This is a genomic window from Rufibacter glacialis (genome assembly GCF_008271745.1).
In the GTDB taxonomy this organism is placed as follows: domain Bacteria; phylum Bacteroidota; class Bacteroidia; order Cytophagales; family Hymenobacteraceae; genus Nibribacter; species Nibribacter glacialis.
The window spans coordinates 761325-779859 of record NZ_VKKZ01000019.1; the positions used below are offsets into that span (position 1 = coordinate 761325).

Genomic DNA, 18535 nt, shown 5'->3' on the forward strand with positions numbered 1-18535 from the left:
GAAATGGGAATAGTTGATGTTGTGAAAAAAGCTCTTTCTAAGAAAGCAGCTGCGCCATTGAGCCCTTTTGAGGAGTTGATTGATGCTGCTGAACAAGAAGCTAATAGTAAATACAGTTCTTTCTGGGGTATAAAGGCTAAGGAACTGAATGTCTTCACTGAGAGAATCATCAACTTACCTGCTGATGAAAAAGTGGCTTTTATTTTAGAATGTATCACGGTCACTCATCAGTGGTATAAAGGAAAGAGTAGTTTTAGCACCTCTGATAAAGACTATTTGAAGATAGAGATTAGAGGCCTGTTTCTTCATCAACTGTTAAGGACAAAACTGGCTCTTTCTGAGCAAGACATAGAAGTCATCTCTCAGCAATTCATAGATTATCGCAAAAGCCATTGGGGAACCATCCACGACTGGCCTCTTGCTAATTTCCTCACCCAAGTAGAGCGAAACTTTAAAGGCGCTACTCTTACAAGTACAAGTAAGACCACTCTTTTAAATTTAAGAGATGTACTGGCTGGAATTGAGAATGGATATTATGAAAAAGAAAGAGCGAAGCTAATTGAGAGAATCGATAAGTTGCTACATACAGGTGAAGGAGAGGCATCTATCAAACCAACCTATTTTCTAGGCTATGATGATTTCTCCAACTATGCCAATCCTATCATTCGGCAACGACCAGAACAGGAACTAACTGGATGGTACAAGGTGATGGCCCATGCCCAGAAAGCATCGGGCGGAAAGCCCACGCAGAAATATCTAAAGGAGAGTCAAGTGCTTGTTACTGGTCTTGGTGCCGAGGTCTTTTCTGAGGTAGTACTTGACTGGTTCAGATATATTATTCACCTCAAGGAAAAAGAAACAGTCTATACGCAGACACACGGTGGCCATACCTATACATACAGCAACTATGAGTTTATTTCAGCCTCTAACCTAGACGCCATCAAAGGACTCGTGTGGATGGGTGCTCCCTTAGCTACTCCAACTACCTTATCTACGCTGGCGGCTTTGGCGGACAGAGCCTTTAAAAAGATACCGGGCAAGGGGCCCGCTGCGGCCGCAATTGGAAATGCCTGTTTATTTACTCTTTACAAGTCCGAGGGACTAGAGGGAATCAGCCACTTGTCAAGACTTAAATTGCGCATTCGGCAATCAAGTACGCAAGCCTTGATTGAGAAGTACCTGCAGGAAGCAGCTAAAGAACAAGGCATCTCAGTTCATGAGATTGAAGATCTGGCAGTAGATCAATATGGGGTAGAAGATGGCAAGCGCGTCTATGAACTGGAAGGCTTCAAAGCCGAATTAGAAATAGTGGCGATAGGAAAAACCGAATTAAAGTGGTTTAAACCGGACGGAAATCCGCAGAAATCGGTGCCCAGCATAGTGAAAGAGAAGCAGCCCGCCGCGCTCAAGCAGGTGAAGGAAACAGCCAAGCAGATAGAAGTTTCCCTGAGTGCCCAACGAGACCGGTTAGACCGCATGTTCAAAGCCGACCGGCTATTATCCTGGGCTTATTTTGAAAAATACTATGCAAACCATGGCCTGCTTTCTTATTTGACCAAGCGCCTGATTTGGGTGTTCAAAAAAGAAGGCGTATCCAAAAACGTCATCTTCTTCGAAGGAAAATGGGTAGGGCATGACTTAGCAGAGCTGGAGCCAGCGCCCGAGATAACCGTACAACTTTGGCATCCTGCCACGGCCACTATGTCTGAGATTGAAGCTTGGCGCAGGTTTTTGGTAGAGCATCAGGTTCTGCAGCCGTTCAAGCAGGCCTACCGCGAGGTGTACCTGCTCACCGATGCCGAGATAAACACCCGAGTGTACAGCAACCGCATGGCCGCGCATCTTCTCAAGCAGCATCAGTTCAACTCCCTGGCTAAATTAAGAGGTTGGAAATATGCCTTGCTGGGCGCCTTTGATGATGGGCGCTACAATGAAGCAGCTTCGTGCCTGATTCCGGACTTTCATTTGAAAGCTGAGTACTGGGTGAATGAAGTAGATGCCGAGGGAGAAATGAACGACACCGGCATCTGGAATTACATTGCCACCGATCAACTACGGTTTGTAGATACCCAATCGAACAATGTTGTGGAGTTGATCAACATCCCCAGAGTAATCTTATCTGAAGTCCTGCGAGACGTAGACTTGTTTGTAGGCGTGGCTACTGTGGGCAATGACCCCAATTGGCGTGATAGCGGCGGCGTACCGGCCTACCGTGATTATTGGCAGGCGTACTCCTTCGGAGAGCTTTCTGAGCTAGCCAAAACCCGGAAAGAGATTTTGACGCAGTTGCTTCCTCGTCTGAAATTGGCAAATGTAGCCGAGATCAAGGACAAGTTCCTGGTGGTACGCGGCAAACTACGAACCTACAAAATACACTTGGGTAGCACCAATATTCTAATGGAGCCGAACGACCAATACCTCTGTATTGTGCCAGACCGCAGCAAGAAAGATATCACGCAGAATGTCTTCCTTCCTTTTGAAGGTGACACAGGTTTTTCAGTGATTCTGAGCAAAGCCATGCTCTTAGCCGAGGATGACAAAATCACGGATTCTACTATCACCTCCCAAATAAAGCGATTCTAGCAATTGAAGCAGATTCCTCCAGCAAGGCTGTTCGTTTTAAGGGCATTTTGAAGAAAAGGACTCTTAAACGAACAGCCTATACCTATCACTTCCATGGAAGTGGATATTCTAACTTAAAGGCAAAGGCTTACCTTTAGAAGAAAAACCCTTCTTTTGGTTTACACCCATGAAGTGGATCACCCGCGAGCGCCCCAAGATTGACCGGCTGGCCTGCCCGTGGCTGATAAGGCGGTTCATTGACGCTACCGCGGAAATCGTTTACGTGCCCGAGCGTCAGGTGCTGGACCAGGCCAAGGCACTGGACGCCATTCCGTTTGACATTCCGGGAGTAGAGTACTCGCATTACCAAGACCACTGCACCTTTGATTATTTCCTGAAGAAGTTTGACCTGCAGGACCCTGCCCTGCAGACCATGGCCCTGATCGTGCGCGGCGCCGACACCGATGACCATTCCCTGGCGGCCCAGTCGGCGGGGCTGTGGGCGATCTCGCACGGCATGGCCTTCAACATCTCAGATGACCAGGAGCTTTTGAGCCAGGCCATGGTGCTCTATGATGGGCTATACAGTTGGGCGAAGCACCTGCAGCACCAGAAACACACCACACACCCTTCTGAGCAGCTTTTCCTGGAGATCTATAACAATTACCTGCAGCAGAAGAAAGAGGCGCCCCAGAAGGTGCCGGTTTGGGCCCAGCACCTCAAGGAGATCATCCAGGACCAGATAGACACCAACCTGAGTCTGAACCTGAAGGAAATAGCGGAGGCGCTGGACGTGCATCCCACCTACGTGTCGCGGGCGTTTTCCAAGTACTTTGATAATTTGTCGTTTGGGGAGTACATCAGAAAGCTGCGGATAGAGAAGGCGCTGAACCTGCTGCATACCTCGGGCTACACCCTGGCCGAGGTAGCGTACCTCACCGGTTTCTCTGACCAAAGCCATTTCACCCGCATTTTTCGGCAGCACCTGGGCCAAAGCCCCTCAGAATACCAGAAAAATTTGCGGAAAGGTAAACCAGGTTCCAAAGGTTAACTCTGTTCTAGCTTGCGTATAAGGGGATTCGTATCCTTGTGCTGAAACTTGGATCGCCATGGAAACAAAGATGCTAGACACTCCTTTGCAAAAAGCCCCACTCACCGCGCCAGAGAAGCCTTCATTCAAAGAAGCGTTCCTGTTCTGGCTCAAGTTAGGCTTCATCAGTTTTGGCGGGCCGGCCGGCCAGATCGGGATCATGCACTCCTTTATTGTGGAGCAGAAGCGGTGGGTCTCAGATTCAAGGTTTCTGCACGCGCTCAACTACTGCATGCTGCTGCCCGGGCCCGAGGCCCAACAGCTGGCCACCTACCTGGGTTGGCTCATGCACGGGGTACGCGGCGGCCTGGTGGCGGGTATTTTCTTTGTCCTGCCCTCGGTGTTCATCCTGCTGGGTTTGAGTTCGGTGTACGTGAGCTACGGCACCATTCCGTGGGTGGCGGCGCTGTTTTACGGCCTTAAACCGGCGGTGGTGGCCATTGTGGCACTGGCGCTTTTGAAGATTGCGGGTAAATCCTTGAAAACGTGGTTCCACTACGTGCTGGCGCTGCTCAGCTTCGTGGCCATCTTTTTCCTTAAGATCCCTTTCCCGCTGATTATTCTGGCGGCCATTGTTTTAGCGGTGATTTTACGGAAAGTAACCCCCAACCTGTTCCAGGAAAAAGAGGCGACCCAACAGCAGGCCGAGGACGAGGAAAGCTATTACTTGCACGCCGGCAGTGAAGTTGTGGGCGCCGGTTTCACGTGGTCTAAAAGTCTGGTTCGGCTGGGTATTACGCTGCTGCTAGGGACGGTGCCTCTGGGGCTGTTCTACCTGCTCACCCGGGAATACCCGTTCTGGAGCCATCTGGTGGCCTTTTTCACCAAGGCGGCATTGGTCACCTTTGGTGGGGCTTATGCGGTGCTGCCGTACGTAGCCCAGGTGGCGGTGGAGAAATTTGAGTGGCTGTCGCGTTTCCAGATGATAGATGGTTTGGCACTGGGAGAGACCACGCCTGGTCCGTTGATCATGGTGCTGGCGTTTGTGGGCTTCATGGCGGGGTTCAATCAGTACGGCGGTTCTTTAGCCATGGGCGCGCTAGGGTTGTTCACCACCACGTTCTACACGTTTCTGCCCTGCTTTTTCTTTATTCTGGCCGGAGCACCGCTCATTGAGCGCACCCGCGGCAACGCGGCCGTGAAATCCGTTTTGGGCGTGGTCACGGCGGCGGTGGTAGGGGTGGTGCTGAACCTGACAGTGTACTTCGGGGTGGCGGTGCTCTTTCCCGAGGGTGTGTCTCTGGGCCGCATGGATTACTTCGCGCTGGCCTGGATGGTAATTTCTTTTCTGGCCATGTACCGTTTCAAAGTGGGCATGATGCTCTGGATTGGCATCAGTGCCTTGGCCGGGTTGGCCCATTACCTGGTGTTTTCAGCGGCTTCTTAGGGAAACAATTCAAAAGCGGAGGTTTGCTGAGATAGCTGCCTCTCTGGAGCCTCAGGGGCAGGATACTTTTACCATTTGCTACTGCTGTTGCCGCAAGCTCACAGGTTTGCCCTTTCTGTTATAGCCGTTTGAACCGAGGGCTAGTCTGGGTTTTTGCGCTACTTTTAAGAAACCATCTCCTCAACGGCTTTTTCTCCATCTAATCAATTGGTCTCAGGCAGCTTTCAGGAGCCTCTGGAAGGCATCCTTCAGATTCTTTTCATAATTACCTTGGAGATAATATACCAATTGGTTTATTTAGCTTCATGAAACAGCCTCAGGTCTCCAAATCAGAGCGTACGCGCCAGCACATCATTGAACAATCGGCGGTGCTTTTCAATTTAAAAGGGTTTGCCGGTACTTCTTATCAGGATTTGATAGATGCTACCGGGGTCACCAAAGGCTGCCTCTACGGGCATTTCGCGAGCAAAGAGGAATTGGCCGTCGCGGCTTTTGAGTTCGCGGCAAAGACCTTGATGGATCGGGTGGGCAGTGCCATGGCACCGTATGAGAATGCGGGCGAGCGGTTGCGGGCCCTGCTAAACTTTTACCGCACCTACCTGTCCAACCCCATCATTGCTGGGGGCTGTCCCTTGCTGAACACCGCCGTGGAAGCCGATGACAACCAGCCTGCCCTGCACGAACGGGTGGTACGGGTCATGAACCGGCTGCACAAAGGCGTGCGCAACCTGATTGAGCTAGGCAAAGAGCAGGGCCAATTCCAACCTTCCGCCGATACGCATGCCATTGCCACCTTCTTCATCTCCACGGTAGAGGGCGGCATTCTGCTGGCCAAAGCCTATGGCGACGAAAAGCCCCTGCAAACGGTGCTTGACCAACTGGAACGCTGGCTGCAACTAGAACTAGGCCCTTTCTAACTTTTGAATTATTTCCTTATCCTAGATACCCTTTAAAATTATGATACCAACCACTACTTCTCCCAGACCTGCCGTGCTGGAAAGCCAGACCCGCATCCGGTTTGACCATTGTGATCCTTTTGGGCACCTCAACAACAGCGCCTTCCTGAACTATTTCCAGAACGAGCGCGAAGACCAGGTGGAGGCAGCCTACGGCCTGGACATCCACGCTTTCTTCCGGAAGACCGGCCGCGCCTGGGTGGTGGGCCAGAACCAGATTGTGTACCTGAAACCGGCCCTGGTGCGGGAATTTGTGACCATCCAAACCAGCATCCGGCAGGTCACCGATTCCAGTATGCTGGTGGAGCACATCATGCTGGACGAGAAAAAGGAAAAGCTGAAAGCCATTCTCTGGACTAAGTTCGTGTACATTGACGTGCGCAAAAGCGAACGCGCCAGCCATGAGCCGGAACTGATGGCCTTGTTTGACGATGTGGTGGTAAAAGAAGAAACGCCCGCTTTGTTTGAAGACCGGGTGGCCCAGCTGCGCGGACAGATGAAGGCGGTCACGCAAAAGGCTTAACGAGAAACCTGCTTTCGTTCGCCCCAAACGGTACACCTGTACTTGGGCAAAGACCCGGATTAAGACCTGTTTTCAAAAATTATACCTGAAACAGGTTACCTGAAGCCCCGGCGGAAGGAAAGTAATAGAGCGTTTAGGACCCTGTTCTTGAAAAACAGGCCCTAAACGCTCTTTCTGTTTAAGAGGCTCCGTTAAGCCAGTCCTGAATTAAGCGGTAAGAAATAGAGAGGGCCGGCGGTAGCTTAATGTCACCGGAAGCGATCAGTTCCTTCAGTTGGGGCCGGGTAAACCAGCGGGCATCCTCTATTTCCTCGGGGTCTATCTTCAAATGGGTGCTTTCTGCCTCTGCGGTGAACCCCACCATAATAGACGCCGGAAAAGGCCAGGGCTGCGAAGAGTGGTATTCCACTTGTTTTACCCGGAGGCCTACCTCTTCCTGTACCTCGCGGGCCACGGCGGTTTCCAGGGTTTCACCGGGTTCTAAGAACCCCGCCACCGAGGCATACTGGCCAGTTGGCCAGGAGGCTTGGCGGGCCAACAGCCCTAAATCGCCGCAGGTAACCATGGTGATGACGGCGGTATCTGTCCGCGGGAAATGAGAGGTGTGGCAGGTGGGGTTGGGGCATTGGCGCACATGCCCGGCGTCTTTGGAGAAGGTAGGAGTCCCGCAGACGCTGCAGAACTGCTGCTGCCGGTGCCAATAGACCATGGCTTTGGCGTAGGCCAGCAAAGAACTGTCGGGCCGGGCCAGTTGCAGGGTAGCCTCCCTGAGTTCCTGAAAACTACCGTTGGCTACCGGTATTTCCTGCCCTTCCTGAAGATCAAGGGCAAAATACGCCCGATCCCCTTTCACTCCCAGCAGAATAGGCGTCAACTGCCCAAGATCCCAATTCACTTCTTTCATCGTCACCGGCACCAATTGGCGGTCTGAAGTCAGGAGGGGTTTCAGGTGTTGGAAAGGCAGCAACACCGTATCTGGGTGGGTTAATTGCGTAGCGAGCCAGGCTGGATTTTTCCGGAGGAGGTGAACCCGGTCCAGGTCAGAGGCCCCAAAGTAATTGAGCGCCGAATAAGCGAGGTGATTGCGCATAGCCGTTGTAACGGGGTAAAAGCAAAAGCGTTTCCGGCCTGATTCTGTTGAACCTAGCCGGAAACGCTTTCTAAAGAATCATCATTTATCAAAGGGTAAGGGTACCCGCAATCTCTTTGAGGGCAATCTCGCCTAATTTGGCCAGATACTGTGCGTTGCTGTACCGCACGGCGGCGTTCACGTAGTTGAGCTGGGCATCGCGCACCTCCACGGTGGTAATGCTGCCCAAGCGGTATTTCTCCATGGTGATGTCCAGGTTCTGGCGGGCAATACGTTGGTTGTTCTCTTCCAGACGCACCAGGCTGATGTTGGTCAGGTACGTTTGGTACGCCGAGGCCAGTTGGGCGTTGATGTTCTGGTTCACCTGCTCAAACTGCAATTGGGCGCTGTTGATGAGAATGTTGGCGTTCTGCTCGTTCCGGCGCTGGTTGAACCCCGTGAAAATAGGCACCGAGGCCGTGACCCCGTATGTTAAGCCATTTCCCGTGGAGAGGGTGGAGAAACCCAGCGCTGACCGGTTCCGGTTGAAATTGTAGCCGGTATTGACGCCCACCACCGGCAAGCGGCTCGCCCGCACGATCTTAGCGTCCAATTCAGCCACCCGCCGGTTCAGGATGGCGGCTTTGAGCGAAGGGTTCTGCTGAGCGGCCTGGGCCGAAAGGGTCTCCAGGGTAAGTTGTTCATCAATGGTGAGCTGGTCTGGTACCCTGAACCGGATGTTCACATCCCGCACCATCAATTCATTCATCCTGATCTGGGTGTTGCGGTACAATTCCTGCTGGCGCAGCAGGTTGGTGGTATCAGTATTATAGTCCACCTGGGCATTGAGTACTTCCAGCCGGGCAGCCTTGCCAATCTCAAACCGGTTCTGGGCGGTGGTCACCCGCAGGCGGGAAAGGGAGATGGCGGTGTCATAGGCGCGTAGCTGGTGTTGCTGCTGCACCAGTTCATAGAAGGTGCTCATCACGTCGCCTACCCGGGTCAGGATGGTGAGCTGCAGGTTTGTTTCACCCAGTTTCTCCAGTTCCTGTAACTGCTCATAGCGGGCAAACATGGCAAACCCGTTGAAGACGGTCCAGTTCAGGCCTATGCCGTAGTTCAAGGAGGAGCCCTGGCCCCAGCTTACCTCATTCACCTGGCCATCGGCGCGGGTCTGGGAGCTGTTCTGGAGGGTGTTGTTATTGGTGAGGTTGGCCGAAACGTTGGGCAACATGCCCGCGTTGCCCCGGCTCACGTTGTTCTCGGCAATCCGCTCGTCATTCGCCGACAGCTTGATGTCATAGTTACGTTCAAGGGCTACCCGTACGGCTTCTTCCAGGGTCAGGACCTCCTGCGCCTGGCTCTCCCTTGCCGTGAGCAGCAGGGAGAGCAGAAGGCTTAAGAGGCCGAATGTATATCTTAACATAAAAGGCTAGGTTCAATCAATTGGTTAATGCGCTACTGCTTTCTCGTACTCTTCAATGCGGTCAAACTCTGGATAATGCTTCCGCTCTTTAGACCACATGGAATAAATGGCCGGGATAATGAACAGGGTAAGCACCAGCGAGAAGATGGTACCGCCCACAATCACCACGCCCATGCCCATCCGGCTTTGGGCGGCGGCGCCCAGGGCCAGGGCAATAGGCAGGGCGCCCAGGGCAATGGCCAGACTGGTCATGAGAATAGGACGAAGGCGGGCCTCCGAAGCTTCCATGATGGCGTCCATCTTAGACTTGCCTTCCTCGCGCAGCTGGTTCGCGAATTCCACAATCAGGATCCCGTTCTTGGTCACCAGGCCTATGAGCATGATGGTCCCAATCTGGCTGAAGATGTTCCAGGTTTGCCCAAACAGCCACAAAGACAGCATGGCCCCGGCAACCGCCATGGGTACCGTTAAGATGATGATGAACGGATCCACGAAGCTTTCAAACTGGGCCGCCAGAATAAGGTAGATCAGCAACAAGGCCAACCCGAAGGCGAACATGGTGTTAGACCCGCTTTCCACGAAGTCGCGGGACTCCCCGCCCAGGTCGGTGGAGAATGTTTCATCCAGCACCTGGTCTCTGATGCGGTCCATGGCTTCAATGCCGTCGCCAATGCTTTTGCCCGGGGCCAAGCCCGCAGAAACCGTGGCCGACAGGTACCGGTTGTTGTGGTACAATTGGGGCGGACTGCTGCGTTCCTGCATGGTCACCAGGTTGTCTAACTGAATCAACTGCCCGGTTGAGCTGCGCACGAACAGAGAGGTCAAATCCATGGGGTCGTCGCGGTCTGGGCGGTCAAACTGACCCATGACCTGGTATTGCCGGCCGTTCATCAAAAAGTACCCGAAACGCTGCCCGCTCAACGACAATTGCAGGGTCTGGGCCACGTCAATCACGGAGATGCCCAGACTCTGGGCTTTCTCACGGTCAATGGTGATGTTGATCTCCGGTTTGTTGAACTTCAGGTTCACATCTGGCTGCACAAACGTAGGGTCGCTGGCTACGGCCTCCATGAACTGCGGGATCTTCTCTTCCAGCTTCTGGAAGTTAGGCGCCTGAATAATGTACTGGATAGGCTGCCCGCCGCGGCGGTTCACCGAGATAGTGGGTTGCTGGATCACGTTGGTACGGGCTTCCGGGTACCGGCGGGTCAGCTTAGATAAATGGTCGGCTACTTCTTTCTGCGAGCGCTCCCGGTCTTCTGAGGGTTTTAGGGCCAGACGCATCATGCCGCTGTTCACGGAGCCAGAGCCGCCAAAGCCAGGCGAGGTGATGACCAGGTTCACTTGCTTCTCGGGGATGGAGTCCTCTACCAGTTGAGACAGTTCGGTCATGAAACGGTCCATGTACTCATAAGAGGCGCCCTCTGGGGCGGTGGCAGAAACACGCAGCATACTGCGGTCATCATAGGGGGCGGTCTCTTTCTGCAGGGTCATGTAGAACAGCACTGTCATGCCCAGACAGGCGAAGATGATCGGGAAGCTGAGCCACTTGCGTTTCATGAAACCAGCCAAGGCCTCGGCGTAGCCGCTGTTCATGCGCTGGAACATAGGCTCCGTCCAGTTGTAGAACTTGGATTTCTTCTGCTCGCCGCCTTTCATCAGGTAGGCGTTCAGCATGGGGGTTAAGGTCAGGGACACAAACGCAGAGATCAACACCGCCGCGCCAATCACCACCCCGAACTCCCGGAACAGCCTCCCCACGAACCCTTCTAAGAAGATTACCGGTAAAAATACCGCCGCCAAGGTAATGGAGATGGAGATAACCGCCATGAAGATCTCATTGGAGCCTTTGATAGCCGCCTCAATAGGAGACATGCCTTCCTCTACTTTCTTGTAGATGTTCTCTGTGACCACAATCCCGTCATCCACTACCAGACCCGTAGCCAGTACAATGGCCAGCAGGGTTAGTACATTTATAGAGAAGCCGGCCAGGTACATGATGAAGAACGTGGCAATCAAAGATACCGGAATGTCAATCAAAGGCCGGAACGCGATGCCCCAGTCCCGGAAGAACAGGTAAATGATGAGGATTACCAGCACCAGGGCGATCAGGATGGTCTCAGCCACCTCGGTCACCGATTTCTTGATAAAGACCGTGTTGTCCATCACAATGTCCAGCTGGATGTCTTTGGGAACATCGGTCTTGAGTTTCTCAAACTGGTCATAGAAGTTACCGGCAATCTCCAGGTAGTTCGTGCCCGGCTGCGGAATGATGGCCATGCCCACCATGGGAACCCCAGACTCGGTCATCTTGGTTTCCAGGTTCTCAGGCCCTAATTCGGCCCGGCCGATGTCACTGAAACGGGTGATGGTCTCGCCCTGCGAAGAGATGATGAGGTTGTTGAATTGCTCTTCATTGGAGAGGTTACCCAAGGTGCGCACCGTTAGCTCGGTGTTGCTGCCGCTTACCTTACCGGTGGGCAACTCCACGTTCTGGCGGTTCAGGGCAGTACGCACATCGCCTACGGTTAAGCCGTAAGAGGCCAGTTTCATAGGATCAAGCCATAAACGCATGGCGTACCGTTTCTGGCCCCAGATCTGCACGCTACTCACGCCAGGAATGGTCTGGAGGCGTTGCGAGATCACGTTCTCCGCGTAGTCAGAAAGTTGCAGGGCGTCCCGGTTGGCGCTGCGCACCGTCATGGTGATGATGGGCTCAGAGTCGGCGTCGGCTTTGGAAACCACGGGCGGGGCGTCAATGTCCTCGGGCAGGCTTCTGACCGCCTGGGAGACTTTGTCGCGCACGTCGTTGGCGGCTTCTTCCAGGTTTTTCTCTAGGTTGAACTCAATGTTGATGTTGCTTCGGCCCTGGTTACTGGAGGAAGAGATGTTCCGGATACCATCAATGGAGTTGATGGCTTTCTCCAGGGGCTCGGTGATCTGCGACTCAATAATGTCTGAGTTGGCGCCGGAGTAGGAGGTGCTCACTGACACGATGGCCGGGTCAATGGACGGGTATTCCCTTACCCCCAGGAACGTGTACCCAATCACCCCGAATAGCATCAGGAGCAGGTTGAGCACGATCGTGAGGACGGGCCTTTTTATACTGGTGGTGGATAAACTCATGCTACGGTAAGGTTATATTTTTTTGGCGATGGCCACTTTTACCGGGCTTCCGGCTTTCAAAGACATGACACCGGTGGTCAGCACGGTGTCTCCGGCGCTCAGGCCAGAGGTAACCAACAGATCTTTCTCGGTACGGGTGCTGGTTTCAATCATCACTTCTTTGGCTTTGCCATTCTCGGCAATGAAGACTTTCTTCCCGTTCTGTACCGGCACTACCGCTTGAGTAGGGATGAGGAGCGCATTAGAGATAACCGCCAGGGGCAGCTGAATGTTAGCGAAGGAGCCGGGCAACAGGGTGCCCTGCGCGTTGTCGGCGCGGGCTCTCAGTTGCAAGGTACGGGTGGCGGCGGCAATGCTAGGTTCAATGGCATAGATCCGGGCGGTGTATTTCTCCTGGCTTCCGGCCACGGTAAAGGTCAGTTCAGAGTTCTGTTTCACCTGGCCGGCGTATTTCTCCGGCACGGCAAAGGTGATTTTGATGGGGTTGATGCTCACCAGGTTGGTCACCACCGTCTCCGGTGAAAGGTAGCTACCCACCGAGACAGCCCGTAACCCTACCTTCCCAGCAAAGGGCGCGGTGATGGAGGTCTTGGCCAGTTGGGCGCGCACTAATTGGATCTGGGCCTGGGCCGTCTGCAGCTCGGCGCGGGCCACGTCGTATTCCTCGCGGCTGATGGCTTCTTTCTCCAACAGCAGGCGGGCGCGTCTTTCATTCTCGGCAGCCAGCGTTTTGCGGGTTTGGGCCTGGGCCAGTTGGGCACGTAATTCAGCGTCATCTATTTTCACCAAGACCTGGCCCTTGCGCACGTTGCCGCCTTCCTGGAAGTAAATGCCGCGCACCAGGCCAGAAACCTGCCCGCGTACCTCTATCTGCTCGTTGGGCTCAATGGAACCGGTCACTGACAAGGAATTGGAGAACTCCTGGGGGGTAGCCACCACGCCGCTCACGCGCATGGCCGGGGCACCTCCGGGTCCACCCGGTCCGCCGGGGCCTCTTCCGCCGCCGCCTCCGGGACCACCGGCCCCGGCCTGTTCTTTGTTACTGGAAATACGGTAATACACCAAAGCCCCTAAACCAATGATGAGCAGCGCAATAACAATGTGTTTGATTTTCATATTGTGTGGAAGTACTGAATGCTTGTGTTTGTAGTGGTACTGTAAATGGGAATAGCCTTTGGGGCGGTTTCCCAGAAAAGAGCCGGAAAACCAACCCCTTAGGAGAAGGAACCGCCTAAATTAAGAATAGTTCACCAGTTGTTGCAGGTGAAGACTGAGATGTGAAGGGCGAAGGGGCGGAAAAGCGGCGGATTCTCCGGATGGGGAGAAAGGCGCCTGGGCTGGGCCGGCAAATGGGGGCAGAGCATCTTGTTCATTCCAGGGATTTGGGGGTTGTTTAAATAGGGGTCAACCACCACAGTAGGCGCAAAAAGAGCAACCTCTGGATGGTATCCGGTAAATGTATCCTGTTTTTTGGCTATTTTTAGAAATTAGACCTGAAAAGGCCGGGAAGGTTTAAACAAAGGCAGAAAAAAATGTATGCTTTGGTTTTGAGCCCCTTTCCAGAAAAAAGCCGTAAAAGCAGCCCTATGCCAACTACCAATGCCTCAGAGAAAAGAACCAATTTTTTCCAGGATGTTTATGAAGTGGTGAAGCTTATTCCGCCGGGCCGGGTGACCTCTTACGGCGCCATTGCGGCCTATCTGGGGGCCAAAGGCTCGGCCCGCATGGTGGGGTGGGCGCTGATTGCCTCGCACGCGCAGCACGGCATACCAGCTTACCGCGTGGTCAACCGGAACGGCCTGCTCACGGGCAAACAGCATTTTGAGTCTTCTCACGCCATGCAGGCCCACCTGGAGCGGGAAGGAATCCAAATCAAAGACGACCAAGTGGTGGATTTTGACAAGCTTTTCTGGGACCCCGCTAAAGAACTTTTGTAACCATGCCCCAGACCCCAGACCCCAACGACATCTCCCGTAAAAAGCAGCATTACCCCGTAACACCTCCGTTGGCGCACTACCTGCGGGCGTATGACCGCGCCGCGCCCTTGCCCATCACCTACCAAGACTTGCTGCACTACACAGATGCCTACCCGCTTTTTGACCGCTGGGGGCAGGATACCCTGTGGCAGACGGTGATCTATGACCAGGGCCAGATGCAGGAGATCTATGAAGGCCTTACCCGTATCTACGTGCAGCTGAAGTCTGACGGGAACGAAAGCCTCATGGAGCAGCTCTCGGTGCAGCGGGTAGATTACTGCACCTTCGGCAATTCCAATCCCTTCCGCATCCGGATCGTGAACCTGCTCAACGACAACTATGACTATTTCTACTTCAAGAAAGCCGATGCCTCGCGCATCTACGGACTGGAACTGGAGCACGTGCTGTCGCCTAACCGTATCAATTACCTGGTGCACGGCGCCTCTCTCATAGAGGAACACATTGCCGGCATTCCCGGTGATGAATTCATCAAGCACTACCTGAGCCGCCCCAACCTGAACAAGGTGCGCCTGGCTAAGGAGTTCGTGAAGTTCAATGAACGCTGCTTCGCCCTGCTCTTAGGCGACATGCGGTCTTATAATTACGTGGTGGTGGTGACCCCAGACTTTGAGGAAGAACAGTACCGGGTACGGCCCATTGATTTTGACCAGCAGAGTTACGAGGGGCGCAAGACCATGTACCTGCCCCAGTACTTCAAAGACAACAACCCCATTGTGGCGCTCTGCACCCGGTGGCTCCAGCCCGAAACCATGAAGCAGTACCAGAACGAGGAGCGCACCCTGCTCTTCCGGCGCATACGGGCGGCCCGGTACCGGCTCAAAGACCTCATTGACTGCATGCGGCAAGATACCATCTCCACCCAGGAGAAAGTTGGGCAGCTGCGCGAGGAACTGGCCCGGCACCACCAGCTAGACGATTTCAGGCAGTGTGACTCTATGGGCGACCTGGTGCGGCTCCAGCTCAAAATCATGGTGCGGCACTTATAATGTTTCCGCTTTCTTTTTTTTTAAACCAGCCGTAAAACCCCGCTTTACGTAATGGGGCGAGATGCTTGCTTTTATGCCTTCCCAATTTCTGTACAGAGTGCAGCAGATGCTGCAGATTTTCAGACACACCTTTCTCCTCTTCCGGAACAACGATCCCCTGCGGTTGGCGTCTTCCGTGGCGTTTTTCACGCTTTTCGCCCTGCCGCCCATCCTGATCCTGGTGATTTCAGTGCTGGGCGTCATCTTCACCGATGCCCTCATTACCGGCGAGTTATTTGAGAAACTGACCGGATTGGTGGGGGAGGAAGTAGCGGGCCAGATAGAGCTGATCCTGACTAATTTCCTGGTTCTGCAGGGCAATGGATGGGCCGCTGCCCTCAGTTTCCTGTTCCTGACCTTTGTCTCTACCACGCTCTTCACCGTGGTACAGAATTCCCTGAACCAACTCTGGAGCATTAAGGTGCGTGGGCATCAACACCTCAAAGGAGCCTTGCGCAACCGGTTCAGGGCCCTGCTCATCATCTTCTCCAGCGGCTTGCTGTTTCTGGCGTTCCTGGTGATAGATGCCTCGCTTGCTTTTCTCAACGACCATTACCTGCTGGTAGATGAGCAGTTCCAGTTGCAGGCCCTGCAGGTGCTCAACCGCGCCCTGGGCTTTCTGGTGGAGACCGCGTGGTTTGCCATCATCTTCCGGTTTCTGCCCTTTGCGCACATGCCCAAGCAGGCGGTGTGGGTAGGGGCGGCGGTCACGGCCTTTCTGTTCCTGCTGGGGAAAATAGTGTTAGGGCAACTCCTGATCAAAAGTAACCTGGGTTCCCTGTACGCCACCTCGGGCTCCATTGTGGTGCTCCTGCTGTTCATTTTCTACTCGGCCATGATCTTTTTCTTTGGCGCCTGCTTTACCCTGGTGTATGCCCGGTACCGGAACCTGCCCCTGCACCCCAAGTCGTTTGCCACCTTCTATGAATGGCGCGAGACAGACCATGCGCCCATCCCCTAGCTGCCAGGGCTTTTCGCCTGTTTTCCTTATTTCGGCCGCAAAACAGGGTTTTCTTTTCCTGGAACCTGCCTATTGGGGAATTCATGGGGCTTTTCCATCGTTCACAGGGAGGTGTCACCAGAGATATACAACCGTTTGTTTGTTTTAAGGCTCCTGCCTCATTATATTAGTCTCCAGTAGGTTCTTGGATAAGGTAACTTATTGTTAATCACTTACATCATTATGAAGAAACATAATTTGTTTTGGCTCGCCTCTGCCTTTAGTGGGGTGGTGGCCGCCGGTTGCAGCCAACCTGCCGTTCCCCAAACGGCAACCCCAGAAACACCGGCCGTAAGCCAATCTGAGCCTGAGGTGAAAGGCATAGGGTTGAACATGGCTAACCTAGACCGAAGCGTCTCTCCCTGTGAAGACTTTAACCTGTTCGCCAACGGCGGATGGCTGAAAAACAACCCGATCCCCGCCGCCGAGAGCCGCTGGGGCAGTTTCAATGAATTGCGGGACAACAACAACGCGGCCCTGCGGGCGGTAGTGGATGCGGCCGTGGCCCAGACCAACGCCCCCAAAGGATCAACGGCCCAGATGGTGGGGGATTTCTACGCTGCCGGCATGGATTCCGCGGCCATTGAGCGCGCCGGCCTCGGGGCCTTGAAACCTGAGTTAGACCGCATCAACGCCATCAAAGACCGGTCTACCTTGCTGCAGACCCTGGCCCGCCAGAAGCAGATAGGCAACGGCGCCCTGTTCGGGTTTGGGGTAAGCCAGGACCGCAAGAACAGCACCCAGCACATCGCCAACATCCGCCAGGGCGGTCTTGGCTTGCCAGACCGCGACTATTACCTCAAGACAGATGCCCGCTCCAAGAGCGTGAAAGACGAATACCAGAACCACGTGGCCCGCATGTTCCAGCTTCTGGGTGATTCTGAGGCCAAAGCCAGACAGAATGCCGCCAAAGTGGTGGAGATGGAAACCCGCCTGGCCAACGCCTCCATGAGCCGCGTGCAACAGCGCGACCCCTATGCCACCTACAACAAAATGACGGTGGCCGAACTGCAGAAACTGGCGCCCAACTTCAACTGGCCTACCTTGCTGGGCCACCTGAACGGCAAGGCCGCCAAAGAAGTAGTGGTGGGCCAGCCCGAATTCTTCAAAGAAGCGAACCAGATGTTGGCCTCGGTGCCGGTAAGTGACTGGAAAACCTACCTGCGCTGGCATTTGGTGCGGGGTGCTGCCCCTTACCTGCCGCAGGCCTTTGTGCAGGAGAGCTTCAACTTCAACAGCAAATTCCTGAGCGGCACCAAAGAAATGCAGCCGCGCTGGAAACGGGTCCTGGGCGCCACAGACGGCACCATCGGCGAAGCCCTGGGCCAGGAGTACGTGAAAAAGACCTTCACCCCAGAAGCCAAAGCGAAAGCCTTGGAGATGGTCAACAACCTGCGGTCCGCCTTCCAGGAGCACGTGAAGAATCTGGACTGGATGAGCGATGCCACCAAGCAGCAGGCTCTGGCCAAACTCAACGCCTTCGCGGTGAAGATCGGCTATCCAGACAAGTGGAAAGACTATTCCGGGCTCACCATCAGCCGGGCCTCTTACCTGCAGAACATGCTCAATGCCGCCCAGTGGAACTACAACCGCAACGTGGCCAAGCTGGGCCAGCCGGTAGACCGCACCGAGTGGGGCATGACGCCGCCCACCGTGAACGCCTACTACAGCCCTACCATGAACGAGATTGTGTTCCCCGCCGGGATTCTGCAGCCGCCGTTCTTTGACCCCAAAGCCGATGATGCCGTGAATTACGGGGGCATGGGCGCCGTGATTGGCCATGAGCTGACCCACGGGTTTGACGACCAGGGCAGCCAGTATGACCCTACCGGAAACCTGCGCGACTGGTGGACTGCCGAAGACAAGGCCAAGTTCAAGGAGCGTACCGATAGGGTAGACCGCCAGTACAGCGCGTTCCAGCCGCTGGACAGCGTGTTTGTGAACGGGAAACTGACCATGGGCGAGAACATTGCCGATATTGGAGGGTTGAACATTGCTTACAGCGCCCTGCAGAAAGCCATCGCCGATAAGAACGTGGGCAAGATTGACGGCTTCACCCCAGACCAGCGGTTCTTCTTGGCCTGGGCGCAGATCTGGCGCACCAACGCCACCAATGACTTCCTGCGCCAGCAAGTGCTCACAGATCCGCACTCCCCGGCTGCCTTCCGCATCAACGGGCCCTTGTCCAACATGCCGCAGTTCTACAAAGCCTTCGGCTGTGGCCCGGGCAACAAAATGTACCGGCCAGAAGGTGAGCGCGTGCATATCTGGTAAGCCGCTTTAAAGCTGTTTTTGCCAAAAAAAGCAAAAAACGCACCTCCCATCAGAGGTGCGTTTTTTGTGTCTTATGAAAAGAAGAAGTGGCCTGCGGCAA

Annotated in this window: 13 protein-coding genes; 9 read left to right on the forward strand and 4 right to left on the reverse strand. The window is 54.2% G+C overall.

Features of this window, described 5'->3' with window-relative positions; translation table 11 throughout:
• Window positions 1-3: 3 nt before the first annotated feature.
• The 5 genes from FOE74_RS07735 (at window position 4) to FOE74_RS07755 (ending at window position 6518) form a co-directional block, all read left to right on the forward strand.
• Window positions 4-2583 (forward strand): DUF4132 domain-containing protein, encoded by a 2580-nt coding sequence (locus tag FOE74_RS07735; protein ID WP_149098006.1) that lies wholly within the window; start codon window positions 4-6, stop codon window positions 2581-2583.
• A gap of 166 nt (window positions 2584-2749) precedes the next feature.
• Window positions 2750-3613, forward strand: coding sequence for a chromate resistance protein ChrB domain-containing protein (locus tag FOE74_RS07740; protein ID WP_149098007.1), 864 nt, complete (start codon window positions 2750-2752; stop codon window positions 3611-3613).
• Window positions 3614-3671: 58 nt separating this feature from the next.
• Window positions 3672-5039, forward strand: a complete 1368-nt coding sequence (gene chrA, locus FOE74_RS07745; protein WP_225840728.1) for a chromate efflux transporter — start codon at window positions 3672-3674, stop codon at window positions 5037-5039.
• A gap of 305 nt (window positions 5040-5344) precedes the next feature.
• The gene (locus FOE74_RS07750) at window positions 5345-5956 is read left to right on the forward strand and encodes a TetR/AcrR family transcriptional regulator (protein WP_149098008.1); all 612 of its coding nucleotides are present in this window, start codon (window positions 5345-5347) and stop codon (window positions 5954-5956) included.
• A gap of 40 nt (window positions 5957-5996) precedes the next feature.
• Window positions 5997-6518 (forward strand): acyl-CoA thioesterase, encoded by a 522-nt coding sequence (locus FOE74_RS07755; RefSeq protein ID WP_149098009.1) that lies wholly within the window; start codon window positions 5997-5999, stop codon window positions 6516-6518.
• 178 nt (window positions 6519-6696) lie between these two features.
• Here FOE74_RS07755 and nudC read toward each other — a convergent pair whose 3' ends face one another.
• The 4 genes from nudC to FOE74_RS07775 all read right to left on the reverse strand — a co-directional run bounded on the left by nudC (window position 6697) and on the right by FOE74_RS07775 (window position 13255).
• Complete coding sequence (gene nudC / locus FOE74_RS07760; protein WP_149098010.1) at window positions 6697-7608, reverse strand: NAD(+) diphosphatase; 912 nt, start codon at window positions 7606-7608, stop codon at window positions 6697-6699.
• Between the two features lie 88 nt (window positions 7609-7696).
• Window positions 7697-9013 (reverse strand): TolC family protein, encoded by a 1317-nt coding sequence (locus FOE74_RS07765; protein ID WP_149098011.1) that lies wholly within the window; start codon window positions 9011-9013, stop codon window positions 7697-7699.
• 24 nt (window positions 9014-9037) lie between these two features.
• Window positions 9038-12139 (reverse strand): efflux RND transporter permease subunit, encoded by a 3102-nt coding sequence (locus tag FOE74_RS07770; protein WP_149098012.1) that lies wholly within the window; start codon window positions 12137-12139, stop codon window positions 9038-9040.
• Between the two features lie 12 nt (window positions 12140-12151).
• The gene (locus FOE74_RS07775) at window positions 12152-13255 is read right to left on the reverse strand and encodes an efflux RND transporter periplasmic adaptor subunit (protein WP_149098013.1); all 1104 of its coding nucleotides are present in this window, start codon (window positions 13253-13255) and stop codon (window positions 12152-12154) included.
• A gap of 470 nt (window positions 13256-13725) precedes the next feature.
• On the opposite strand from FOE74_RS07775, the gene FOE74_RS07780 reads away from it, so the two are divergent.
• The 4 genes from FOE74_RS07780 to FOE74_RS07795 all read left to right on the forward strand — a co-directional run bounded on the left by FOE74_RS07780 (window position 13726) and on the right by FOE74_RS07795 (window position 18435).
• Window positions 13726-14076: an MGMT family protein gene (locus tag FOE74_RS07780; protein WP_149098014.1), complete on the forward strand. Its 351-nt coding sequence runs from the start codon at window positions 13726-13728 to the stop codon at window positions 14074-14076.
• A gap of 2 nt (window positions 14077-14078) precedes the next feature.
• Window positions 14079-15122 carry a hypothetical protein gene (locus FOE74_RS07785; RefSeq protein WP_149098015.1) on the forward strand — a complete coding sequence of 348 codons (1044 nt, stop codon included), beginning with the start codon at window positions 14079-14081 and terminating at the stop codon, window positions 15120-15122.
• A gap of 73 nt (window positions 15123-15195) precedes the next feature.
• Window positions 15196-16122, forward strand: a complete 927-nt coding sequence (locus tag FOE74_RS07790) for a YihY/virulence factor BrkB family protein (protein ID WP_188686498.1) — start codon at window positions 15196-15198, stop codon at window positions 16120-16122.
• A 222-nt stretch (window positions 16123-16344) separates the two neighbouring features.
• A complete protein-coding gene (locus FOE74_RS07795) occupies window positions 16345-18435 on the forward strand; it encodes a M13 family metallopeptidase (RefSeq protein WP_149098017.1) in 2091 nt (696 codons plus the stop codon).
• The last annotated feature ends 100 nt before the right edge of the window (window positions 18436-18535 follow it).

What these genes read in the sequence shown, in the direction of transcription:
- FOE74_RS07775 (WP_149098013.1), bottom strand. Translation starts at nt 13,255, where the DNA reads ATGAAAATCAAACACATTGTTATTGCGCTGCTCATCATTGGTTTAGGG.
- FOE74_RS07750 (WP_149098008.1), top strand. Translation starts at nt 5,345, where the DNA reads ATGAAACAGCCTCAGGTCTCCAAATCAGAGCGTACGCGCCAGCACATC.
- FOE74_RS07770 (WP_149098012.1), bottom strand. Translation starts at nt 12,139, where the DNA reads ATGAGTTTATCCACCACCAGTATAAAAAGGCCCGTCCTCACGATCGTG.
- FOE74_RS07785 (WP_149098015.1), top strand. Translation starts at nt 14,079, where the DNA reads ATGCCCCAGACCCCAGACCCCAACGACATCTCCCGTAAAAAGCAGCAT.
- FOE74_RS07735 (WP_149098006.1), top strand. Translation starts at nt 4, where the DNA reads ATGGGAATAGTTGATGTTGTGAAAAAAGCTCTTTCTAAGAAAGCAGCT.
- FOE74_RS07765 (WP_149098011.1), bottom strand. Translation starts at nt 9,013, where the DNA reads ATGTTAAGATATACATTCGGCCTCTTAAGCCTTCTGCTCTCCCTGCTG.
- FOE74_RS07790 (WP_188686498.1), top strand. Translation starts at nt 15,196, where the DNA reads ATGCCTTCCCAATTTCTGTACAGAGTGCAGCAGATGCTGCAGATTTTC.
- FOE74_RS07780 (WP_149098014.1), top strand. Translation starts at nt 13,726, where the DNA reads ATGCCAACTACCAATGCCTCAGAGAAAAGAACCAATTTTTTCCAGGAT.
- nudC (WP_149098010.1), bottom strand. Translation starts at nt 7,608, where the DNA reads ATGCGCAATCACCTCGCTTATTCGGCGCTCAATTACTTTGGGGCCTCT.
- chrA (WP_225840728.1), top strand. Translation starts at nt 3,672, where the DNA reads ATGGAAACAAAGATGCTAGACACTCCTTTGCAAAAAGCCCCACTCACC.
- FOE74_RS07740 (WP_149098007.1), top strand. Translation starts at nt 2,750, where the DNA reads ATGAAGTGGATCACCCGCGAGCGCCCCAAGATTGACCGGCTGGCCTGC.
- FOE74_RS07795 (WP_149098017.1), top strand. Translation starts at nt 16,345, where the DNA reads ATGAAGAAACATAATTTGTTTTGGCTCGCCTCTGCCTTTAGTGGGGTG.
- FOE74_RS07755 (WP_149098009.1), top strand. Translation starts at nt 5,997, where the DNA reads ATGATACCAACCACTACTTCTCCCAGACCTGCCGTGCTGGAAAGCCAG.